General features: G+C 57.7%; 17 protein-coding genes. 6 read left to right on the top strand and 11 right to left on the bottom strand.

Annotated features, from left to right (window positions below):
* Positions 1-221: 221 nt before the first annotated feature.
* From purF to FGU71_RS11840, 3 genes are all read left to right on the top strand, one after another.
* Positions 222-1,709, top strand: coding sequence for an amidophosphoribosyltransferase (purF, locus tag FGU71_RS11850; RefSeq protein ID WP_142789122.1), 1,488 nt, complete (start codon positions 222-224; stop codon positions 1,707-1,709).
* Between the two features lie 4 nt (positions 1,710-1,713).
* On the top strand, positions 1,714-2,430 hold the full coding sequence (locus FGU71_RS11845; RefSeq protein ID WP_142788758.1) for an SDR family NAD(P)-dependent oxidoreductase: 717 nt from the start codon (positions 1,714-1,716) through the stop codon (positions 2,428-2,430).
* A gap of 169 nt (positions 2,431-2,599) precedes the next feature.
* On the top strand, positions 2,600-2,947 hold the full coding sequence (locus FGU71_RS11840) for a PilZ domain-containing protein (RefSeq protein ID WP_142788757.1): 348 nt from the start codon (positions 2,600-2,602) through the stop codon (positions 2,945-2,947).
* A 7-nt stretch (positions 2,948-2,954) separates the two neighbouring features.
* Here the strand turns inward: FGU71_RS11840 and FGU71_RS11835 are convergent, their stop codons facing one another.
* Genes FGU71_RS11835 through FGU71_RS11820 form a run of 4 tightly spaced genes read right to left on the bottom strand, consistent with a single transcriptional unit; the run spans position 2,955 to position 7,837 of the window.
* On the bottom strand, positions 2,955-4,157 hold the full coding sequence (locus FGU71_RS11835) for a serine hydrolase domain-containing protein (RefSeq protein WP_142788756.1): 1,203 nt from the start codon (positions 4,155-4,157) through the stop codon (positions 2,955-2,957).
* A gap of 30 nt (positions 4,158-4,187) precedes the next feature.
* Positions 4,188-5,423: an SAM-dependent methyltransferase gene (locus tag FGU71_RS11830; protein WP_142788755.1), complete on the bottom strand. Its 1,236-nt coding sequence runs from the start codon at positions 5,421-5,423 to the stop codon at positions 4,188-4,190.
* A 53-nt stretch (positions 5,424-5,476) separates the two neighbouring features.
* A complete protein-coding gene (locus tag FGU71_RS11825; RefSeq protein ID WP_142788754.1) occupies positions 5,477-6,868 on the bottom strand; it encodes a cryptochrome/photolyase family protein in 1,392 nt (463 codons plus the stop codon).
* 15 nt (positions 6,869-6,883) lie between these two features.
* Positions 6,884-7,837, bottom strand: a complete 954-nt coding sequence (locus FGU71_RS11820) for a metal-dependent hydrolase (RefSeq protein WP_142788753.1) — start codon at positions 7,835-7,837, stop codon at positions 6,884-6,886.
* Between the two features lie 95 nt (positions 7,838-7,932).
* Here FGU71_RS11820 and FGU71_RS11815 point away from each other — a divergent pair, with 95 nt between their 5' ends.
* Entirely contained in the window at positions 7,933-8,880 is a 948-nt protein-coding gene (locus FGU71_RS11815) for an alpha/beta hydrolase (protein WP_142788752.1), read from the top strand.
* Positions 8,881-9,378: an RNA pyrophosphohydrolase gene (locus FGU71_RS11810; protein ID WP_142788751.1), complete on the top strand. Its 498-nt coding sequence runs from the start codon at positions 8,881-8,883 to the stop codon at positions 9,376-9,378.
* Here the strand turns inward: FGU71_RS11810 and FGU71_RS11805 are convergent.
* From FGU71_RS11805 to FGU71_RS11775, 7 genes are all read right to left on the bottom strand, one after another.
* Positions 9,362-10,036 (bottom strand): glutathione S-transferase family protein, encoded by a 675-nt coding sequence (locus FGU71_RS11805; protein ID WP_142788750.1) that lies wholly within the window; start codon positions 10,034-10,036, stop codon positions 9,362-9,364. The genes FGU71_RS11810 and FGU71_RS11805 overlap by 17 nt on opposite strands.
* Before the next feature lie 18 nt (positions 10,037-10,054).
* Positions 10,055-10,552, bottom strand: a complete 498-nt coding sequence (locus FGU71_RS11800) for a tetratricopeptide repeat protein (RefSeq protein ID WP_234035736.1) — start codon at positions 10,550-10,552, stop codon at positions 10,055-10,057.
* Positions 10,553-10,614: 62 nt separating this feature from the next.
* Positions 10,615-11,793, bottom strand: coding sequence for an RsmB/NOP family class I SAM-dependent RNA methyltransferase (locus FGU71_RS11795; protein ID WP_142788748.1), 1,179 nt, complete (start codon positions 11,791-11,793; stop codon positions 10,615-10,617).
* Positions 11,790-12,068, bottom strand: a complete 279-nt coding sequence (locus FGU71_RS11790; protein ID WP_142788747.1) for a hypothetical protein — start codon at positions 12,066-12,068, stop codon at positions 11,790-11,792. The genes FGU71_RS11795 and FGU71_RS11790 overlap by 4 nt, the downstream gene beginning before the upstream one ends.
* Before the next feature lie 3 nt (positions 12,069-12,071).
* Positions 12,072-13,526, bottom strand: a complete 1,455-nt coding sequence (gene guaB, locus FGU71_RS11785; protein ID WP_142788746.1) for an IMP dehydrogenase — start codon at positions 13,524-13,526, stop codon at positions 12,072-12,074.
* Between the two features lie 138 nt (positions 13,527-13,664).
* Positions 13,665-15,179, bottom strand: coding sequence for a M28 family metallopeptidase (locus FGU71_RS11780; RefSeq protein WP_142788745.1), 1,515 nt, complete (start codon positions 15,177-15,179; stop codon positions 13,665-13,667).
* Positions 15,176-15,943, bottom strand: a complete 768-nt coding sequence (locus FGU71_RS11775; RefSeq protein WP_185960287.1) for a 3-hydroxybutyrate dehydrogenase — start codon at positions 15,941-15,943, stop codon at positions 15,176-15,178. Before FGU71_RS11775 ends, FGU71_RS11780 begins: the two co-directional genes overlap by 4 nt.
* A 116-nt stretch (positions 15,944-16,059) precedes the next feature.
* Between FGU71_RS11775 and ypfJ the strand changes: the two genes are divergently transcribed.
* Positions 16,060-16,920, top strand: a complete 861-nt coding sequence (gene ypfJ, locus FGU71_RS11770) for a KPN_02809 family neutral zinc metallopeptidase (protein ID WP_142788743.1) — start codon at positions 16,060-16,062, stop codon at positions 16,918-16,920.
* Positions 16,921-16,964 lie beyond the last annotated feature (44 nt).

Below are 16,964 nucleotides of genomic sequence, written 5' to 3'. Positions count from 1 at the left end.
GCTGACTGGTTGCTGCTGAACGCAGGCTGTAGGCGGAGGCTTGCCGCGGCACAATCCACAGAACACACACGATTGTGAGTAACAACCACCCCGATCGCGTCGCCTCACGGTCACCCTTGGCAAAAATGAGGGCATTAGAGCGCGCGTGTGGCTTGTAATTGATCGGTAACATGGCCATTGAGCCTGCACCCGACGGAGCAGCGCAGCGGACGGATCTGGCGATGGCAATTTCACCTCAAAATCTTACCCACCCCTTTCGGGATGATGATGGCGATAAACTGCGCGAGGAATGCGGCGTATTCGGCGTGATCAACGCCGCTGATGCCGCCGCCGTAACCGCATTGGGTCTCCATGCGCTTCAACATCGCGGACAGGAAGCTGTCGGCATCACCAGCTATGACGGGAAAGAATTCTTCTCGCGCCGCGGCCTCGGGCACGTGGCGGAAAATTTCTCATCGCCTGAAGCGATTGCAGAATTGCCGGGAAATATGGCTTCGGGTCATGTGCGGTATTCCACCACTGGCGGCGCAGGCTTGCGCAATGTCCAACCGCTTTATGCAGAACTCGCCAGCGGCGGCTTTGCCGTGGCGCATAATGGCAATTTCTCCAACGCTCAGGCGTTGCGCGGAGATCTCGTAACCAAAGGGTCAATCTTCCAATCGACCTCTGATACCGAAGTTATCATCCATCTGGTTGCCACTAGCCGGTATCCCACCATCGCAGACCGCCTGATTGATGCGCTGCGACTGGTCGAAGGCGCCTATGCGTTGATCGTGACCACGCCGGTCGGCATGATCGCCTGCCGCGATCCATTGGGTATTCGTCCGCTTGTGATGGGCCGCATGGGCGATGCTGTTGTTTTTGCCAGCGAAAGCGTCGCGTTTGACGTAATCGGCGCGGAATTGATCCGCGAGGTCGAACCGGGCGAGATGTTGCAGGTGGATTTCAAAGGCGAAATCAAAAGCCTGCGCCCGTTCGGCAATCAGCCATCGCGCCCATGCATCTTTGAACATGTCTATTTCAGCCGGCCCGACAGCATTTTTGCCGGACGCAGCGTGTATGAAGCGCGCAAAGCGATCGGTGCCGAATTGGCAACAGAGGCGCCGTGCGACGTCGATCTTGTGGTGCCCGTACCAGACAGCGGCGTGCCCGCAGCCATCGGCTATGCCCAGCAATCAGGTGTCCCTTTCGAACTCGGGATTATCCGTTCGCATTATGTTGGCCGGACATTCATTCAACCATCGGACAGCGCGCGTCATTCGGGCGTAAAACGCAAACATAACGCCAATCGCGGGCTAGTTGCGGGTAAGAAAATTGTCCTCATCGACGATTCCATCGTGCGCGGCACGACCAGTATGAAAATCGTCGAGATGATGCGTGAAGCGGGCGCAAAAGAAGTCCATTTCCGGGTCGCCAGCCCGCCCACCGCGCATAGCTGTTTCTACGGCGTTGACACGCCGGAACGTTCCAAACTGCTCGCCGCACGGATGGACATCGAACCGATGCGCGAATTTATCAGGGCAGACAGCCTCGCGTTTATTTCCATCGACGGACTTTACCGCGCAGTAGGATCGACAGGTCGTGATAAAGCCTGCCCGCAATTCTGCGATGCCTGCTTTACCGGCGAATATCCGACCCCGCTAACCGATTTCAATCAGACGGATACGAAATCCGCCGAATTGCCCTTTGCCGACCCCAAGGCTGCTTAAAACCATGACCAATACAAAACCGCTCGATGGGCAAACCGCCCTAGTCACCGGCGCGAGCCGCGGCATTGGCGCCGCGACTGCCATCGCTTTGGCGGAGGCTGGGGCGCATGTGATCCTTGTCGCGCGGAAGGTTAAGGCGCTGGAGCTGATCGAAGACAAGATTCACGAGATTGGCGGAACATCAACGATCGCGCCGGTCGATCTGACCGAACAAGACGCAATCAGCCGCCTTGCAGGGGCAATTGCTAGCCGGTGGGACACTTTGGATATCCTATGTCTTTCAGCAGCTTATCTACCGGAGTTGACACCGATATCCCAGATTGATCCCAAGCAGTTCAATCAGGCGATGATGATCAATGTTGTCGCCAATCAGGCCATGCTTGCAGCATTTGACCCGCTTGTCCGCAGAGCGAAAAATGGCCGTGTGATTGGCCTCACCAGCTCCGTTGGCGCGGACCCGCGCGCTTTTTGGGGGGCCTATGGCTCAACCAAAGCCGCGTTTGACAATTTGCTCGAAACCTATGCCGTGGAAAGCGAAAAGATCAGCCCGCTGCGCGTCGCAATCGTCGATCCGGGCGCAACGCGCACAGAGATGCGCGCGCGCGCATATCCGGGCGAAAATCCCGAGACGGTCAAACCCCCCGAAGCCGTGGCAGAGCGCATCGTTGCGCTGGTGCAGGAAGACTTCACAACCGGGCACCGTGAACGCGTCGACGGCTAACCCCCGTGCCGCGCTGGCGGCGCAAGACACAATATATTTTCGGTTGCTCCAAAATTAACTCTACATCGCAACTCAGTCGAAAGGCTGAAGGGCCGAAACCTGTGCGTGACCAACGACAAAACCAAAGGGCGAAGAGACCAAACGCTGTTTGAATAGGGTTCCACAGGCTATGCCGAGCGAATACAACACGTACCGAGTTGCCGCGCAGGAAGATCGCTGCGCGCCCCGCACAAAACTCACCATTCCCGCTACAGTACGGGCATCGGGTGGCCGCGCTTTTCAAAGCGTGGTGCATGACCTTTCCATTTCCGGCTTTTCGGCTGCATCGATCAATCGCATGCACGAAGGGCAGGTCTGCTGGCTCACGCTGCCCGGACTTGAATCGCTTCAATCCGAAGTCGTGTGGTGGGACAATTGCATCGTCGGCTGCGCATTCACGGACCTGCTAAGCCCAATCGTGCACGACAATATCCTGCAACGTTACAGCAACACCGGCATATACCGCACGGCGATCTGACGCCGGATCAATCCGCAGCGGCAATTTTTGCCACCACCGCGCGTGCCTGAGCGCGGTGGTCATTGGACGTCGCCGTCTTCCAGTTGCTGATAATGGCAAACACAATCTGTTTTTCAGGGACGAGCGTTATCGCCTGCCCGAAAATTCCCTGAGCCCCGTAATTGCCCTCGGGATAGGTCCACCACTGATAGCCGTAACCAAACCCGGTATCGCCAAAATCGACCTGAGAATCGCCCGCTTCGCTGAACCAGTCATCGGGCACGGTCCCTGCCCCGCCCTCAAGCGCAAACTGGCCCATTCGGGCATAATCTGAAAGCCGGATGGACAGGCAGCACCCACCGATATTTCCTCCGCGCGGATCAACCATCCAGAACAATCCGCCTTCGAATCCGGCAGGTTCGACAATCTTGTTTCGTGCGTATTCAGCCAGCGGCATGCCCACGGCGTTTTCGATCAGCAGACCGATCAAGTTCGTCTCACCGGTTTTATAGACCCATTTTTCGCCGGCGGGTGCTTCGCGTTTGAGCGTCTTCATCTGCGCGACAATCGCATCCTTGCCAAATTCAACGACATAGCGGTTCATCGCGGCCACATCGCTGTCAGGATCGGTGTAATCTTCGTTCCATGCGACGCCGCTGGTCATCGTGGCAATCTGCCGCACTGTCACACCGTCATAGGCGGAACCGGCCAGATTGGGGATGTACCGCGTGACAGGATCATCAAGACTGTCAATCGAACCATCTTTTACAGCGGCACCCAGCAGCGTCGATGTAAAGCTCTTCGCGACGGAAAAACTGGTCCAGCGATCTTCCGAACCCAGGCCAAGCCCGTAATCTTCAAAGCGGACTTTGCCATCCTGCAACACCATGACGCCCGATGCATTGGTGTCGGCCATCAATTTACGGATATCGGCCTGAATTTCAGGGCTCAGCGGCGAACCCGCCGGCAATTCGCGCGTGGTGGACGCGGCGGGTACTTCATGGCCCGCAAACCAGTTTTCCATATCCCGAAAGCGCGCTGATCTTTGTTCATCGTTCCAGAAAAGAACCTGAAGTTCGGATTGATCGCGCGCTGGCGGTGTAACCATCTCCACTGCGGACGGCGTGCTCGCAGATGCGCTTTTCAGGCCGGACCCGGTGCCATAACCGGCATCACAGCCGGCGAGCGCGATGGCAATAATTCCGGCAAGGCCGGCGGCGCGAATGGACATAATCTCGTCTCCCTCTGCGCTGTTGATAGCTCAGGTTTTAACCAGCGTCACCTGATGCACATCAATATTTCCGGCGAGAAACCCGCCTTCGCAATAAGACAGGTAATACCGCCAGAGCCGGACAAAGCGTTCATCGAAGCCATCGGGCAAACGGCCTTCGGTCGCAGCCACATCGAATTGTTCGCGCCATTTGCGCAGCGTTGCGGCGTAATCTTGCCCGAAATCGACTTGATCGCGCCACTCAAGGCCTCTTGCCGCGGCAAGCTCCCGGAATTCGGATGATTTGATCAACATGCCGCCGGGAAAGACATAGGCTTGAATGAAATCGGCGCTGTTGGCGTAAACCTCGAACAGGTCATCAGCCATCGAGATATACTGGATCGCCGCGCGCCCGCCGGGCCGAAGATTGGATGCGACGCAATCAAGGAAAGTCGGCCAATATTCGCGGCCCAAGGCTTCGACCATTTCCACGCTGGCGATGGCATCAAACTGGCCCGATACATCACGGTAATCGCATTTTTCGAATGCTATCTCTGCTGGACGGTGTTGGCGCGCATAGGCCAGTTGTTCATCCGAAAGGCTGATGGCTGTCACGCTCGCGCCGGACAGTGCAATACGCTCTGCCAGTGCGCCCCATCCGCAACCGATTTCCAGCACGGATCCGGCATCTCCCAGACGCCCGGCAATGCCATCCAGCTTGCGCAGCTGCGCTGCTTTCAACCCGTCCTCGCCGTATTCAAGCGCGCTGGAATAGGTCAACGTATCATCAAGCCACGCACGGTAGAAATCATTGCCCAGATCGTAATGTGCAGAGATATTGCGCACCGATCCGGCCCGGTCATTGCGGTTGAAATAATGCGCCGCGCGCGCGATCCATTTGGATAAACCGGCACTGCGCGCCGTATCGCCCAGCGCGCGGGCATTGTCAGACATCAACGCAAACAGATGTGCGTGATTGTCTGCTTCCCATTCGCCCGCTTCATACGCCTGATACCAACCGACCGACCCGCTGGTCGCCAGACGAAGCAGCGCGCGCCAGTCTTTAAGGTCAACCTTAACGTCAAAGCCCGGAGCGCGTCCGCCAAGAACCCGCACTGTGCCATCGGGAAGCGTTGCGGTGATCGAACCGCGTTCAAACCCTTTGTCAACGCGGTCGAGCATGGTTTTGAAACCGGGAGCGAACAGGCGCGAGAAAAGGTTGGGACGCGGCGCAAAGCGTTCGCCGCCGCTGAGCAATTGCTCGCCTCTCATCTCCTGCGCTCTCATGCGATGTCTTTAATCGCGAGGCAGCCCTGCGGGCAAGATGGTTACACGCTAGTTTATCCGTCTTTCATCGCTTTATACGCCGCCATTGCGCGTTCACGCCCCGCTTTATGTGCAATCATCTTGGGCGGGTATGATTTCGGCAGACAGCCATGCTCTTCGGGATCGTGAATGTAGGGGGCATCAAGGCCGGCAAGTTCGGGCACATATTCGCGAATATAGGCCGCAGCATCGAATTTCTCCGACTGGGTCAGCGGCGCCATGATGCGCACAAACATGTTGGAATCAACGCCGGTGCCCGCATTCCATTGCCAATTGACCGAGTTAGATCCGTAATCGGCATCGCAAAGGCAATCCCAGAACCATTCCTCGCCTTTACGCCAATCGATCAACAGATGTTTGATCAGGAAGCTGGCCGTAATCATGCGCACGCGGTTGTGCATCCAACCTGTCTGATAAAGTTGGCGCATCCCTGCATCGACTATGGGGTAGCCGGTTTTACCCTGCTGCCATTTCTTAAGATCGCGGGCGGCTTTTTCATCCGCGTCCGGATCGCGCCATTGCAGCTGGTCATAATCCTCGCGGTAATTTTCGCGCGCATAGGCAGGGAACTGGCAAATGACATTCGCGGCATAATCACGCCAGACCAGCTCGCTTTCATAGCTTTGCCAGCCATCGGAGCGTTTGTGTTTGAGCGCGTGCCATATCTGGACTGGAGAAACCTCGCCGAAATGCAGATGCGGTGAAAGGCGCGATGATCCATCGACGCTGGGCAGGTTGCGCTGGTCTTCGTAATCGGAAACATCGTCTTCCCATTCTGTCAGACGACGATGCGCGGCGTCTTCGCCCACATTCCAGAAAGCCGCGAGACCCCCGGACCAATCGGGCCGCGTCGGTAGCAGCTTCCAATCCGCCAGATCATCGCTGGCGGGCCAGCTACCGGGGGAGGACAATGTCTCGGGTGAAGGCACCGTATCGCGCGAGGGAAATTGCTGCCGCATCGCTTTATAAAACGGCGTATATATTTTGTACGGATCGCCGGAGCCGGTCGTCACATGCCCGGCGGGATAAAGGTAGATGCCGTCGTAGAGTTGCAGGTCGAGTTCCTCGCCCAGCTTACCCTGCGCCTTGCGCCACCACGGTTCGTAATGGCGGTTGGCGTGAATTGTAGCCGCGCCGGTTTCGTTGGCAATCTTGCACAATTCCTCCACCGCATCGCCGCGCCGCAGGATCAGCTTGGCGTTGCGTGCGCCGAGGCTTTTGGAAAGGCTCTCCAACGAATGGTGCAACCACCAGCGCGATGCGCCGCCATAGGCATGATGCCCGGCGGCCTCATCATCGAGGATGTAAACGCAGACGACTGGCCCCGTAGTGGCGGCTGCAAACAAGGCAGGATTATCGGCCATGCGCAGATCGCGCCGCAGCCAGACGATTTGTGTTTCACTCATGTATGAGGAAGCGCGTTACTCGGCGGGGAGTTCCTCACATTCAACATCGGGCAGCGCGATAGAGAAGTTATCGCGGGCGCGAGGATCGTAAAAGCGTGCGTCGCGAAGGATGACGGAGCCATCAGCCGCGCGCTCGGCGAAAGGTGCGCGGGACCAGAACAGGAAGGCATCGAGCTGTGAGTTCGCGATACGCTCCTCGGCAAGGTCGGGCAATTTGCATTCGACGTCGGCCAGCGGCTTTGCGTGCAGATGGCCATCCTCAGGATAAAGCTGAAAGAGTTGTGCCCAGCGGTCGTCTGCACCTACAAATCCTTCGCGTTGCCAGAAGTAGAAAGGCATCGGGCTCGCGATCACTTGTGATGAACTGCCCACCCCAGCACGGTAATCGCTGACCGCAGCGCCGGTAATCGCCCAATTCATTCCGATATACGCGAGCCCGGCGGCAATCCCGATCCACCCTGGCCGCGTCCAATTGCCGCCCTTCTTTTCACTGCGAAGCGACCACCAGACGCTGACGATAAGTATCGCCCACAACCACACGTCGATAATGAACAGCGTATCGCCGTAGAACCACGCGCTAGAAAACGGCTCGAAAAAACGGATGCCGTAGACATTCAGCCAATCGAACAGCGGGTGCGACAGGGCTCCGATAAAGCTCAATCCGTAAAGCCACCCAAAATGCACCGGACGACGCCCCTCGGGCCGTTTCCCGCGCTTCTCCTGCCACCGATCAAACGCCCACAGCAACGCTGCAAGGATCAGCGGGAGGATCACCAAAGCGGGCGGACCATGCGTAATCCCGCGCCGGAAGCCCAGATGCTCGGTCCCCTCCAGCCAAAAAAAGCACGCCGCATCAACATCTGGCAGGTTTGCGCCGATAATCAGCGCGGGCATTGCCAGACCCGTCTTTTTCTTAAGACCCGCCTGGCCCAATACCGCGCCGACCAGGCTATGTGTGAGATTGTCCATGGACGCCAACTAATCGCCGCGCGCCGTCAAAGCGAGTGGAAATCACCGGTAACTCTGCCTATCGCATACGAAACATTATGGAGAGACCAACCGCAATGACCGACAAAACGCCCTACGTCCGGCCTGATATGAAAGCGTTTCTTGATGCGCTGGCGGCAATGGATGGTCCCAGCATCGCGGATATGACGCTGGAGGAAGCACGCGGCAGCTACCTCGCGCTGCACGGTATGGCTGATCGCCCTGCCCGTGAATTGCCCGTCATCCGCGATCTGGCCTGCCCCGGTCCGGCGGGCAATATCCCTTTGAGGCTGTATGATGCGCGCGAGACCCGCGATGCAGGCCCGGTCATTACATTTTACCACGGCGGCGGATTTGTGATCGGCGATCTCGCCACGCACCATGCGCTGTGCACAGAGATTGCTGCCCTCATGGATTTGCCGCTGGTTGCTGTCGATTATCGCCGCGCGCCAGAGCACCCTTTTCCCGCCGCGATTGACGATTGCGAAGCCGCAACCCGCTGGATTTCGTCCAATCCCGCTGATCTGGGCCGCGAAGCCACCGGCATTATCACCATCGGCGATAGCGCCGGCGGGACTGCTACGATCGCAGTCGGCCAATTGCTTGCACAATCCCCGGCCGATGCGCCTGTTGTGCTGCAAGTGCCGCTGTTCCCGCTCGCCAGCGATGCGCTTGGATCGGGTAGCCTTGAAGAATTTGCCGATGGGTTTGTCCTGACAAAAGCAGCGATCGAATTTTTTGACGCCGCATATAAGGCTGATCGCAGCGATCCTCGCGGGTTTCCCATCCTTGGCAATCATGCGGATGCGCCGCCGACAGTCTGCGTCACCGCCAGTCTTGATCCGATCCGCGATTCAGGCCGCGATTATGCGAAGGCGCTGGTGGATGCAGGGCGCGATGTCACGTATCTCGAAATGCGCGGTCTAACCCACAGTTTCACCAATCTGCGCCTGGCAGTGCCCAGCACGCAGGGCGATCTGAAACGAATCATCGCCGCGATGAAAACCATGCTCGGAGGCGAATAAATGGCACTGAACCCAGATGATCTGTCCTACCGCCCCTGCGCCGGATTTATGCTCGTCAATGCTGCCGGAGATGTCTTCACCGGCGAACGGATCAACAAAAAAGCGCACGGTTTCTGGCAAATGCCCCAGGGCGGTATCGATCCGGGAGAGGACCCGAAAACAGCCGCATTGCGTGAGCTGGCAGAAGAAACCGGGATCGGCGCGCATTTGGTCGAAGTGATTGCGCCTGCGCCGCAGCCTTTGAAATATGATCTTCCGCCTGATTTGTTGGGGAATGTCTGGAAAGGCAAATATCGCGGTCAGATACAGCATTGGTATCTGGGGCAATTTCTGGGCAGCGATTCAGACATCAATCTGAACGCACACGATCCGGCCGAATTTCACGCCTATCGGTGGGTCAAACTGCACGAATTGGCGGAGCTGATCGTGCCGTTCAAACGCGCCGTTTACGAAACGCTTGTCATGGAATTTGAACCGCTTATCAAAAACGGAAGGTGATCCGGTCTCGGTTGTCGCGTGCCCGTGCAGCCATGAATGATGGCAACGCCTCAATCCGGGTAAACCACGCCGAGATATTGGGATAATCTGCGTCAAATGTCCCTTTATCGCGCGCGGCATACATGGGATAAACCAAAGTGATGTCGGCAGCGGTCAGGTTCTGGCCGCCAAAGAACGGCTGCTTGCCAAGATCTTTCTCCATTAACGCAAAGAGCGCATCAAGACGCGGATTGACGAAGATTGTGCGGACCTGACCGAATATCTTTCTCAGCAGCCAGCTGATCGGCCATGGTGTGCGCGTTTCAAGCAGGGTCAGGACCATATTGATGCCCTGCGTAGACATCAAAGATCCTTGTGCGGCGTGAAACCAGAACAGGTGCCGTGCCCGGTCCTTGTGGCCTGCTGCCGGACGCAAATCGCTCTGCGGATACGCGTCTAGGATATAATCCATGATCGCGTTGCTTTCCGCCAGAACCAGATCGCCATCGGTAACCACAGGAGCCGTACCAAGCGGCGACAGCGCCTTGTAATCATCAGGGGCAAGATTGGTTTCGGGATGGCGGTTATAACTTTTCAGCTCGTAAGGCGCGCCAAGCGCCTCGAGCAGCCAGAGAACCCGGAAGCTTTGCGAATATTCAAGGTGGTGGAGCGTCAACATCGAAAATCACTCAAAATTTCAATTGCTGCTAGGGGCATCCTCTGCCGTATCGGCAGCAAACCGCGCCGGCGGACCGGCAGCGATAGAAGTTTGCAGAGCGAGCGTTTCAGGGCAGTTTGATCCGCACAGGCTTTCCAAACGCGCAAGATTGCGTCTGGCTTTTTCAATGGCGCCTTTTTCAACCAAAGCGGCGCCCTCTCCCGAAATTGCTGCAAAATTTCCCGGATCGCGCGTCAACGCTTCGCGGTAATATCGAATGGCCTTACCTTGCAAACCGTCGGCACGCGCGGCCTGAGCAAGTTCGATCAGGATCGGTGTGTAACCCGGATCGATCGCCAAAGCGGCTTCATACGCATCAATCGCGCCTTGCGTATCGCCGGCATTCAACAATGCCTTGCCCTGCATAATCAAAGCCGCAGCGCGCGGTTTGGCTTGATCCTGATCCTGCGCGATCCCCACGCTGGCGGTGGTCACCAAAGCAAGAGACAAAGCAGCAGCGGCGGGCGCAAAACGCATAAAGGGCTCCTTGAGTGCAGCAAGCCGGAAAGGCACGGACTTAGCCATAGCGTGAATTGGTATCACGCACGGCGGACAATGGCGACAAAAAAGCCATCCGTACCATGGCGCAGCGGATCAAGGCGGATACCCAAGCCATGCGGATTGCCAAGCGGAACGGTGGGGGCCTCGGCGCTGAAACCTTCATTGCGTTCAAGGAACGCAGCGATCCGGTCCGTGCCCTCGCTATCCAGCAGCGAACAGGTGACAAACGCGATCCGTCCGCCCGGCTTTGTCAGTTTTGCTGCAATTTCCAGCAATTCATCTTGCAATCGCGCATAGGCATCGAGCGTTTTGGCCGTCAGCCGCCATTTGCCCTCTGGTTTGCGCCGCCATGTCCCCGTCCCGGAACATGGAGCATCGACCAGCACCAGATCGGCGGCTTCGGCATAGTCTTCTAGCGCTTCGAGTTCCGATTTCGGATCGAGCAGCCGCGTCTGGATCATACCGGCGCCCGCGCGGTTTGCTCTCGGCGTCAATTTGGAAAGCCGCCCGCGATCTGTATCGCACGCGATCAATTCGCCCATATTGCCCATGGCCGCGGCCAGAGAGAGGGTTTTGCCCCCTGCTCCTGCGCAAAGATCAATGACGGTTTCGCCGCCTCGCGCATTCGCAGCGATGCAGGCCATTTGGCTACCGTGATCCTGAACTTCGATTTTGCCGTCGCGGTATTCATCCCACTGATCAACATTGGTGCCTGCGGCCAGACGCAAGGCATTGGGTGCCTCAAGCTTTTCCGCAGGCTCTGGCAGGTCGAGCCCGTCACGATCCGCTTTAAGCGTGTTGACCCGCACATCGAGCGACGCGCGGCCCAGCATGGCCGCCGCGACTTCGCCGGAGACGCCGGATTGATCCAATTCACGCACCAGCCAATCGGGCGCCGTGCCCGCAATGGCGGGCTTTTCATTCTTGCCTATCGCTGGCGGACCGTGTGTTGATCCGTCAAACAAAGCCGCAATCTCTTCATCAGCCTGCGCCAAAGCCAGCATGGCTGCGCGCCCTGTGCGCGGGATGGGACCGCAATACCGAATGGCGCGGTACACAAGATCACGCACCGCCCTGCGGTCTTTTGATCCGGCATAGCGGCGCTGTTTGAAATAGGCTGCAATCAGACGATCGGCGGGCGCGCCTTGATTGCGCGCTCCGTCAATGACCATGTCGAGCAGTTCAATCGCCGCCTGTACGCGTGCCGCGGGGGTCACTCGCTTTCAGCTTCGATGCGAGCACGCCGCGCGGCGTCCATTTCGGAAAACAGCCGCTCATACTCGGGCGGCTGCGGAACGGCTTGGCAAAAATATTTAATCTGGGTGGGCTCCTCTGGCGTGACCAACGGAGGCCTCGTTTTGAAATTTTGTACAGCGGCCTGACACTGCTCTTCATCGGCGAACAGAAACGGATGTCTGGTCAGTTCAGCGCGCGATGGATCATCGAGAGGAGTTTCGAGCAGAAACAGCATGAAGGGGATGATCAGTTCCATCGATCAGCGCGTCGGATAGTTCGGGGCTTCGCGGGTGATCGCGACGTCATGAACATGGCTTTCGGAAAGGCCTGCATTGGTGATGCGCACAAACTGCGCCCGCTCACGCAGATCGGCAATCGTGGCCGATCCGGTGTACCCCATCGCAGCCTTCACCCCGCCGACAAGTTGATGGATCACATTGGCCGCCGGGCCTTTGAACGGCACTTGGCCCTCGATCCCTTCTGGGACCAGCTTCATCGCGGAAACATCCTGTTGGAAATACCGATCGGCGCTGCCGCGCGCCATCGCGCCGACACTGCCCATACCGCGATACGCTTTATAACTGCGTCCCTGATAAAGGAACACTTCGCCGGGGCTTTCCGCTGTACCGGCTAGCATGGAACCAACCATCACGGAGCTTGCGCCTGCCGCCAAAGCCTTGGCTGCATCGCCGCTGGTACGAAGACCGCCATCGGCAATCACCGGAACGCCTGATTTTGCAGCTTCGTTTGCGCTGTCCATGATCGCCGTAAGCTGCGGAACACCCACACCGGCGACCACACGGGTGGTGCAGATGGAGCCTGGCCCGATGCCGACTTTGACCGCATCCGCCCCTGCATCAATCAACGCGCGCGTTGCTTCTGCTGTGGCGACGTTGCCCGCGATGACCTGAACGCTGCTGGAAAGTTTCTTTACCCGCTCAACCGCAATCGAGACGTCTTTGTTGTGGCCGTGCGCGGTATCAATAATTACGACGTCCACTTCGGCGTCGATCAACGCTTCTGAGCGTTCGAACCCTTTATCGCCAACAGTGGTCGCGGCGGCCACGCGCAAACGGCCTGCGCTGTCTTTGGTGGCGTTGGGGTAATTGACCGCTTTTTCAATATCCTTGACTGTGATCAGGCCGATGCATTTGTACGCATCATCCACCACGAGCAATTTTTCAATGCGGCGGCCATGGAGCAAACGGCGCGCATCCTCTTGTGACGTACCAATTGGCACGGTGGCCAAATTTTCGGTCGTCATCAATTCGCGCACAGGTTGAGCCGGGTTTTCGGCAAAGCGCACATCGCGGTTCGTCAGGATACCAAGCAGCTTGCCGCCCGCATCGGTTACGGGAATGCCGCTGATCTTGTGCTGGTCCATCAAATCCTGCGCTTGGCCCAAAGTCGCATCCGGATTGATCGTGATCGGATTGACCACCATCCCGCTTTCAAACCGCTTTACCGCACGAACAGCGGCGCATTGTTCGGGCAATTCCAGATTGCGGTGCAAAACGCCAATCCCGCCAAGCTGCGCCATGACAATCGCCATGTCTGCCTCTGTCACGGTATCCATTGCCGATGAAAGGATCGGAATGTTCAAACCGATCTCTTTGGTAAGCATGGTTTTGGTGTCCGCCATGCTGGGCAAGACGCTGCTTTCCGCAGGGCGCAGCAACACGTCATCAAAGGTAAGACCGAGAGGGATGTCCATATGCGCCACTTTCATTGATCAATTTGGCATTGGCCGGCTTGGCAGCGCTTGAAAAGCGCCGCCAAGCATGGGGATTCGTGACGGCCCATTTAGGCGCGCTTTTGAAGTAACGCTAGGGGCAGGTTCACCCCATCGACGTTATTCCTTGTCCGTGGGCGTATAACTGGCCGTATCGGCCATCCGGCGGATCAATTCCTCATGCAGCAGCAGGTCATCAATTGCCCCGCCCAGCTCCATCAATTCCATCTCATCACCGGCGCGGTGGTAATTGCCCGAAAGATAAGGCCCCAAAGCAATTTCGGACCCGAAGGATGTCGAAAGAAACACCGCGGGCACGCCCTTTTGCAACAGCGCCCAACCATCCTGACGCCGCACAAAGCGTTCGGCAAATTCCTTGTCGCCCAAACGCCGCCCTGCTTGCTCCATCACATCCAGGATCACCGGATCGAGAGCCGTACGACCCTCTCCGACGAACCCGACCGTGCTACCCGAAGGCGCAATCGCAACCGTATCGAAATTGAACGCAGCAACGATAGAATCGAGCGGCATGGGCGGTTCATCGGCAAATGCAAAGGCACCCAGCAGGCCCAGCTCCTCTGCACTGGTGGCCAGCACATAGATATCGCGATCGTGCGGTCCCACCGCCTTTAAACGGCGCGACAATTCGAGCATCACCGCAATCCCGCTGGCATTATCGACCGCCCCGTTGCAAATGCGGTCAACCGCATCTTCCGGACCGCATTCGCCCAAGTGATCCCAATGGCCCAACAATAAGACGGCACCCGAATTGGGCATTGTTCCCGGCAATTTGCCGATGACATTATAGCTGGTGAATTCGCGGCGCTTTGAAGTCGCCTCAATCGTTGCGGTCTGTTTTAGCTGGACCGCCTCGAAACCATCATCCTGCGCCGCTTCAAACAGTTTTTCCCACGCAGATTTACCCAGCAATTCGGCCATAACTTCGCGGGTCACAAACGCGCTCAGCGAACTGTTTGCTTCTGCTTTCAGCATGATACGTTCGCGGCCATAGGCACGATTGACGCTGGTCATCGCATCGTCATCGGCCACCACCGTGATGATGGCGGCCGGGCCTTTATCAAACAGAACGGCGCGCCTGGCGGGGCTGACGCCCGGTTCGCTCAGCATGACAACAATCCGGCCTGCGATATCTTCCTCAGATACAGCATCCGATTCAGTGCCGACAAACACCAAAGGCGCGGTTTCCACCAATTCGCGCCGGCGGGGGGTGAATGCCGCGCCCTTGTCATTTGTGAGGTCAAAAGACTGTTTTGCGCTGTATAATGTAATGCGGCTTGTAAACGGCTCTGTACTGACCAGCGGCACCGGCGCGCGCCATGCACTGCCGGGATCGTTGGTCCCCGATTCCAGCCCGGCTTCCTGCATCTTCTGCGTAATAAAGCTGACCGTGCGTTCTTCGCCCAGAGTGCCCGGTTTGCGCCCGGCAAATTCATCGCTCGCCAAAACCGAAATATCTTGCATCAGGCGCGCTTCGATCGCGCTGCGCTCCGCGTCGGAGGCACTGGCGATCCGATCGCCGCCAGCACAGGCGCCAAGCGCGAGCAAGGCAGCACCGGCCAATCCGCGTTTGAGCAAAGCCGGTTTAATTCTTGAAAGCATCAATGCGCGGATCATTCGGCGGTCCACCCGCCATCAATGCTCCAATTCGCGCCGGTCACATTGCCCGCTTCCTCGCGGCAGAGAAACACCGCGAGCGCGCCGATTTCTTCAGGCTGGACGAATTTTTTGGTCGGCTGTTTGGCGAGCAACACATCATTGATGACTTCATCACGGGTTAGACCGCGCGCCGCCATAGTGTCAGGGATCTGCCCCTCGATCAGCGGCGTCCAGACGTAGCCGGGGCTGATGCAATTGGCGGTTACGCCCGTTTGCGCCAATTCCAGCGCAATTGTTTTTGTAAAACCTGCGATACCATGTTTGCTGGCGTTATAGGCGCTTTTAAACGGCGATGCGGTTTTGGAATGGGCGCTGGCGGTGTTGATGATCCGCCCCCACCCTTTTTTCTTCATCGCAGGCACAGCAAGCCGCGTCGTATGAAACGGTGCGCTAAGGTTGAGAGCCATGATCGCATCCCACCGGTCTGTGGGGAAATCCTCTACCGGAGAAACATGCTGCATCCCGGCATTGTTGACCAGAATATCGATATTGCCGATGTCAGCCATCATCGTTTCGATGGCCGCCGGATCCAGCAGGTTTGCCGCGTTAAATTCAGCATCAAGTTCGGATTGCAGTTTGGAAATCTCATCGGCATCGCCGAGACCGTTGAGGATAACCTGCGCGCCCTCGGCATGCATTGCGCGGGCCACAGCCAGTCCGATCCCGGATGTTGACCCTGTGATCAGCGCGCGTTTTCCCGCGAGCAATTGGCCCTTGAGCATATCGGACAACTCCTTCAAACAACAGTTGGACATGCTTTTGCGGGTGGAACGACGCGTGTCCAGCAAATAGCGAAAGGTCTTAAGCCTTGTCGCGGCAATAAAATGAGGGGTTTGCAGTGCGGCTTAATCGGTTCGACACATCTAAAATTCGCGTCCGGTCCAGCGGCGGAGGCGGCGGGCGACGCGCCGGAGGTATTGGCTGCGGAACACTGGTTATAGCTCTGATCGCTGCGCTGTTTTTTGGCGTCGATCCGATGCAGACGATCGGCGCAATTCAGGGAACGCAGCAGACAAGTGCGCAAGGACAAGGCGGCGATCTGACCGAAGAGCAGATTTGCAGCAGCGGCACCTATGCCCAGGAGGCCTGCAACGCCCTGACCAGCCTTAACGAAACATGGGCACCGGAATTCGCGCGGGCGGGTGTGCCTTTCAAAGAACCGTTCCTTGACCTGTATCGCACAGGCCGTGTGTCAACGCAGGGCTGCGGGAATGCGTCATCGGCGGCGGGTCCGTTCTACTGTCCGGCGGATTTGGGTATCTACATCGACACCGGTTTTTACGATCAGCTTGCGCAGATGTCTGGCACCGGCGGCGATTTTGCCCGGCTGTATGTGATTGCCCATGAATACGGGCATCACATTCAAAATCTGACCGGCCTCGCCGCGCAGGTTCGCAGCCTGCAGCAACGCAATCCGTCTCAGTCAAACGGGCTGCAAGTGCGGATGGAATTACAGGCCGATTGTTACGCAGGTGTCTGGGCGGGCAAGAACCGCACTCTGATCGAACGCGGCGATATGGAAGAAGGCCTTCGCGCCGCCAGCGCCATCGGTGATGACAATCTTCAGCGGCAATCCGGCCAACGGATCAACCCGGAAAATTTCACCCATGGCACCAGCCAGCAGCGGATGGACGCGCTGAAACGCGGCCTACAGGGCGCGGATGACAGTGTCTGTGACACCTATTTCGACCTCCGATGAAAAGACTTTCGGATGAAACAACAATGGGCCGGAGCGGTGAAAAC

This window comes from Erythrobacter insulae (assembly GCF_007004095.1).
Lineage (GTDB): Bacteria > Pseudomonadota > Alphaproteobacteria > Sphingomonadales > Sphingomonadaceae > Erythrobacter > Erythrobacter insulae.
This window is presented reverse-complemented; position numbering and strand designations above follow the sequence as displayed.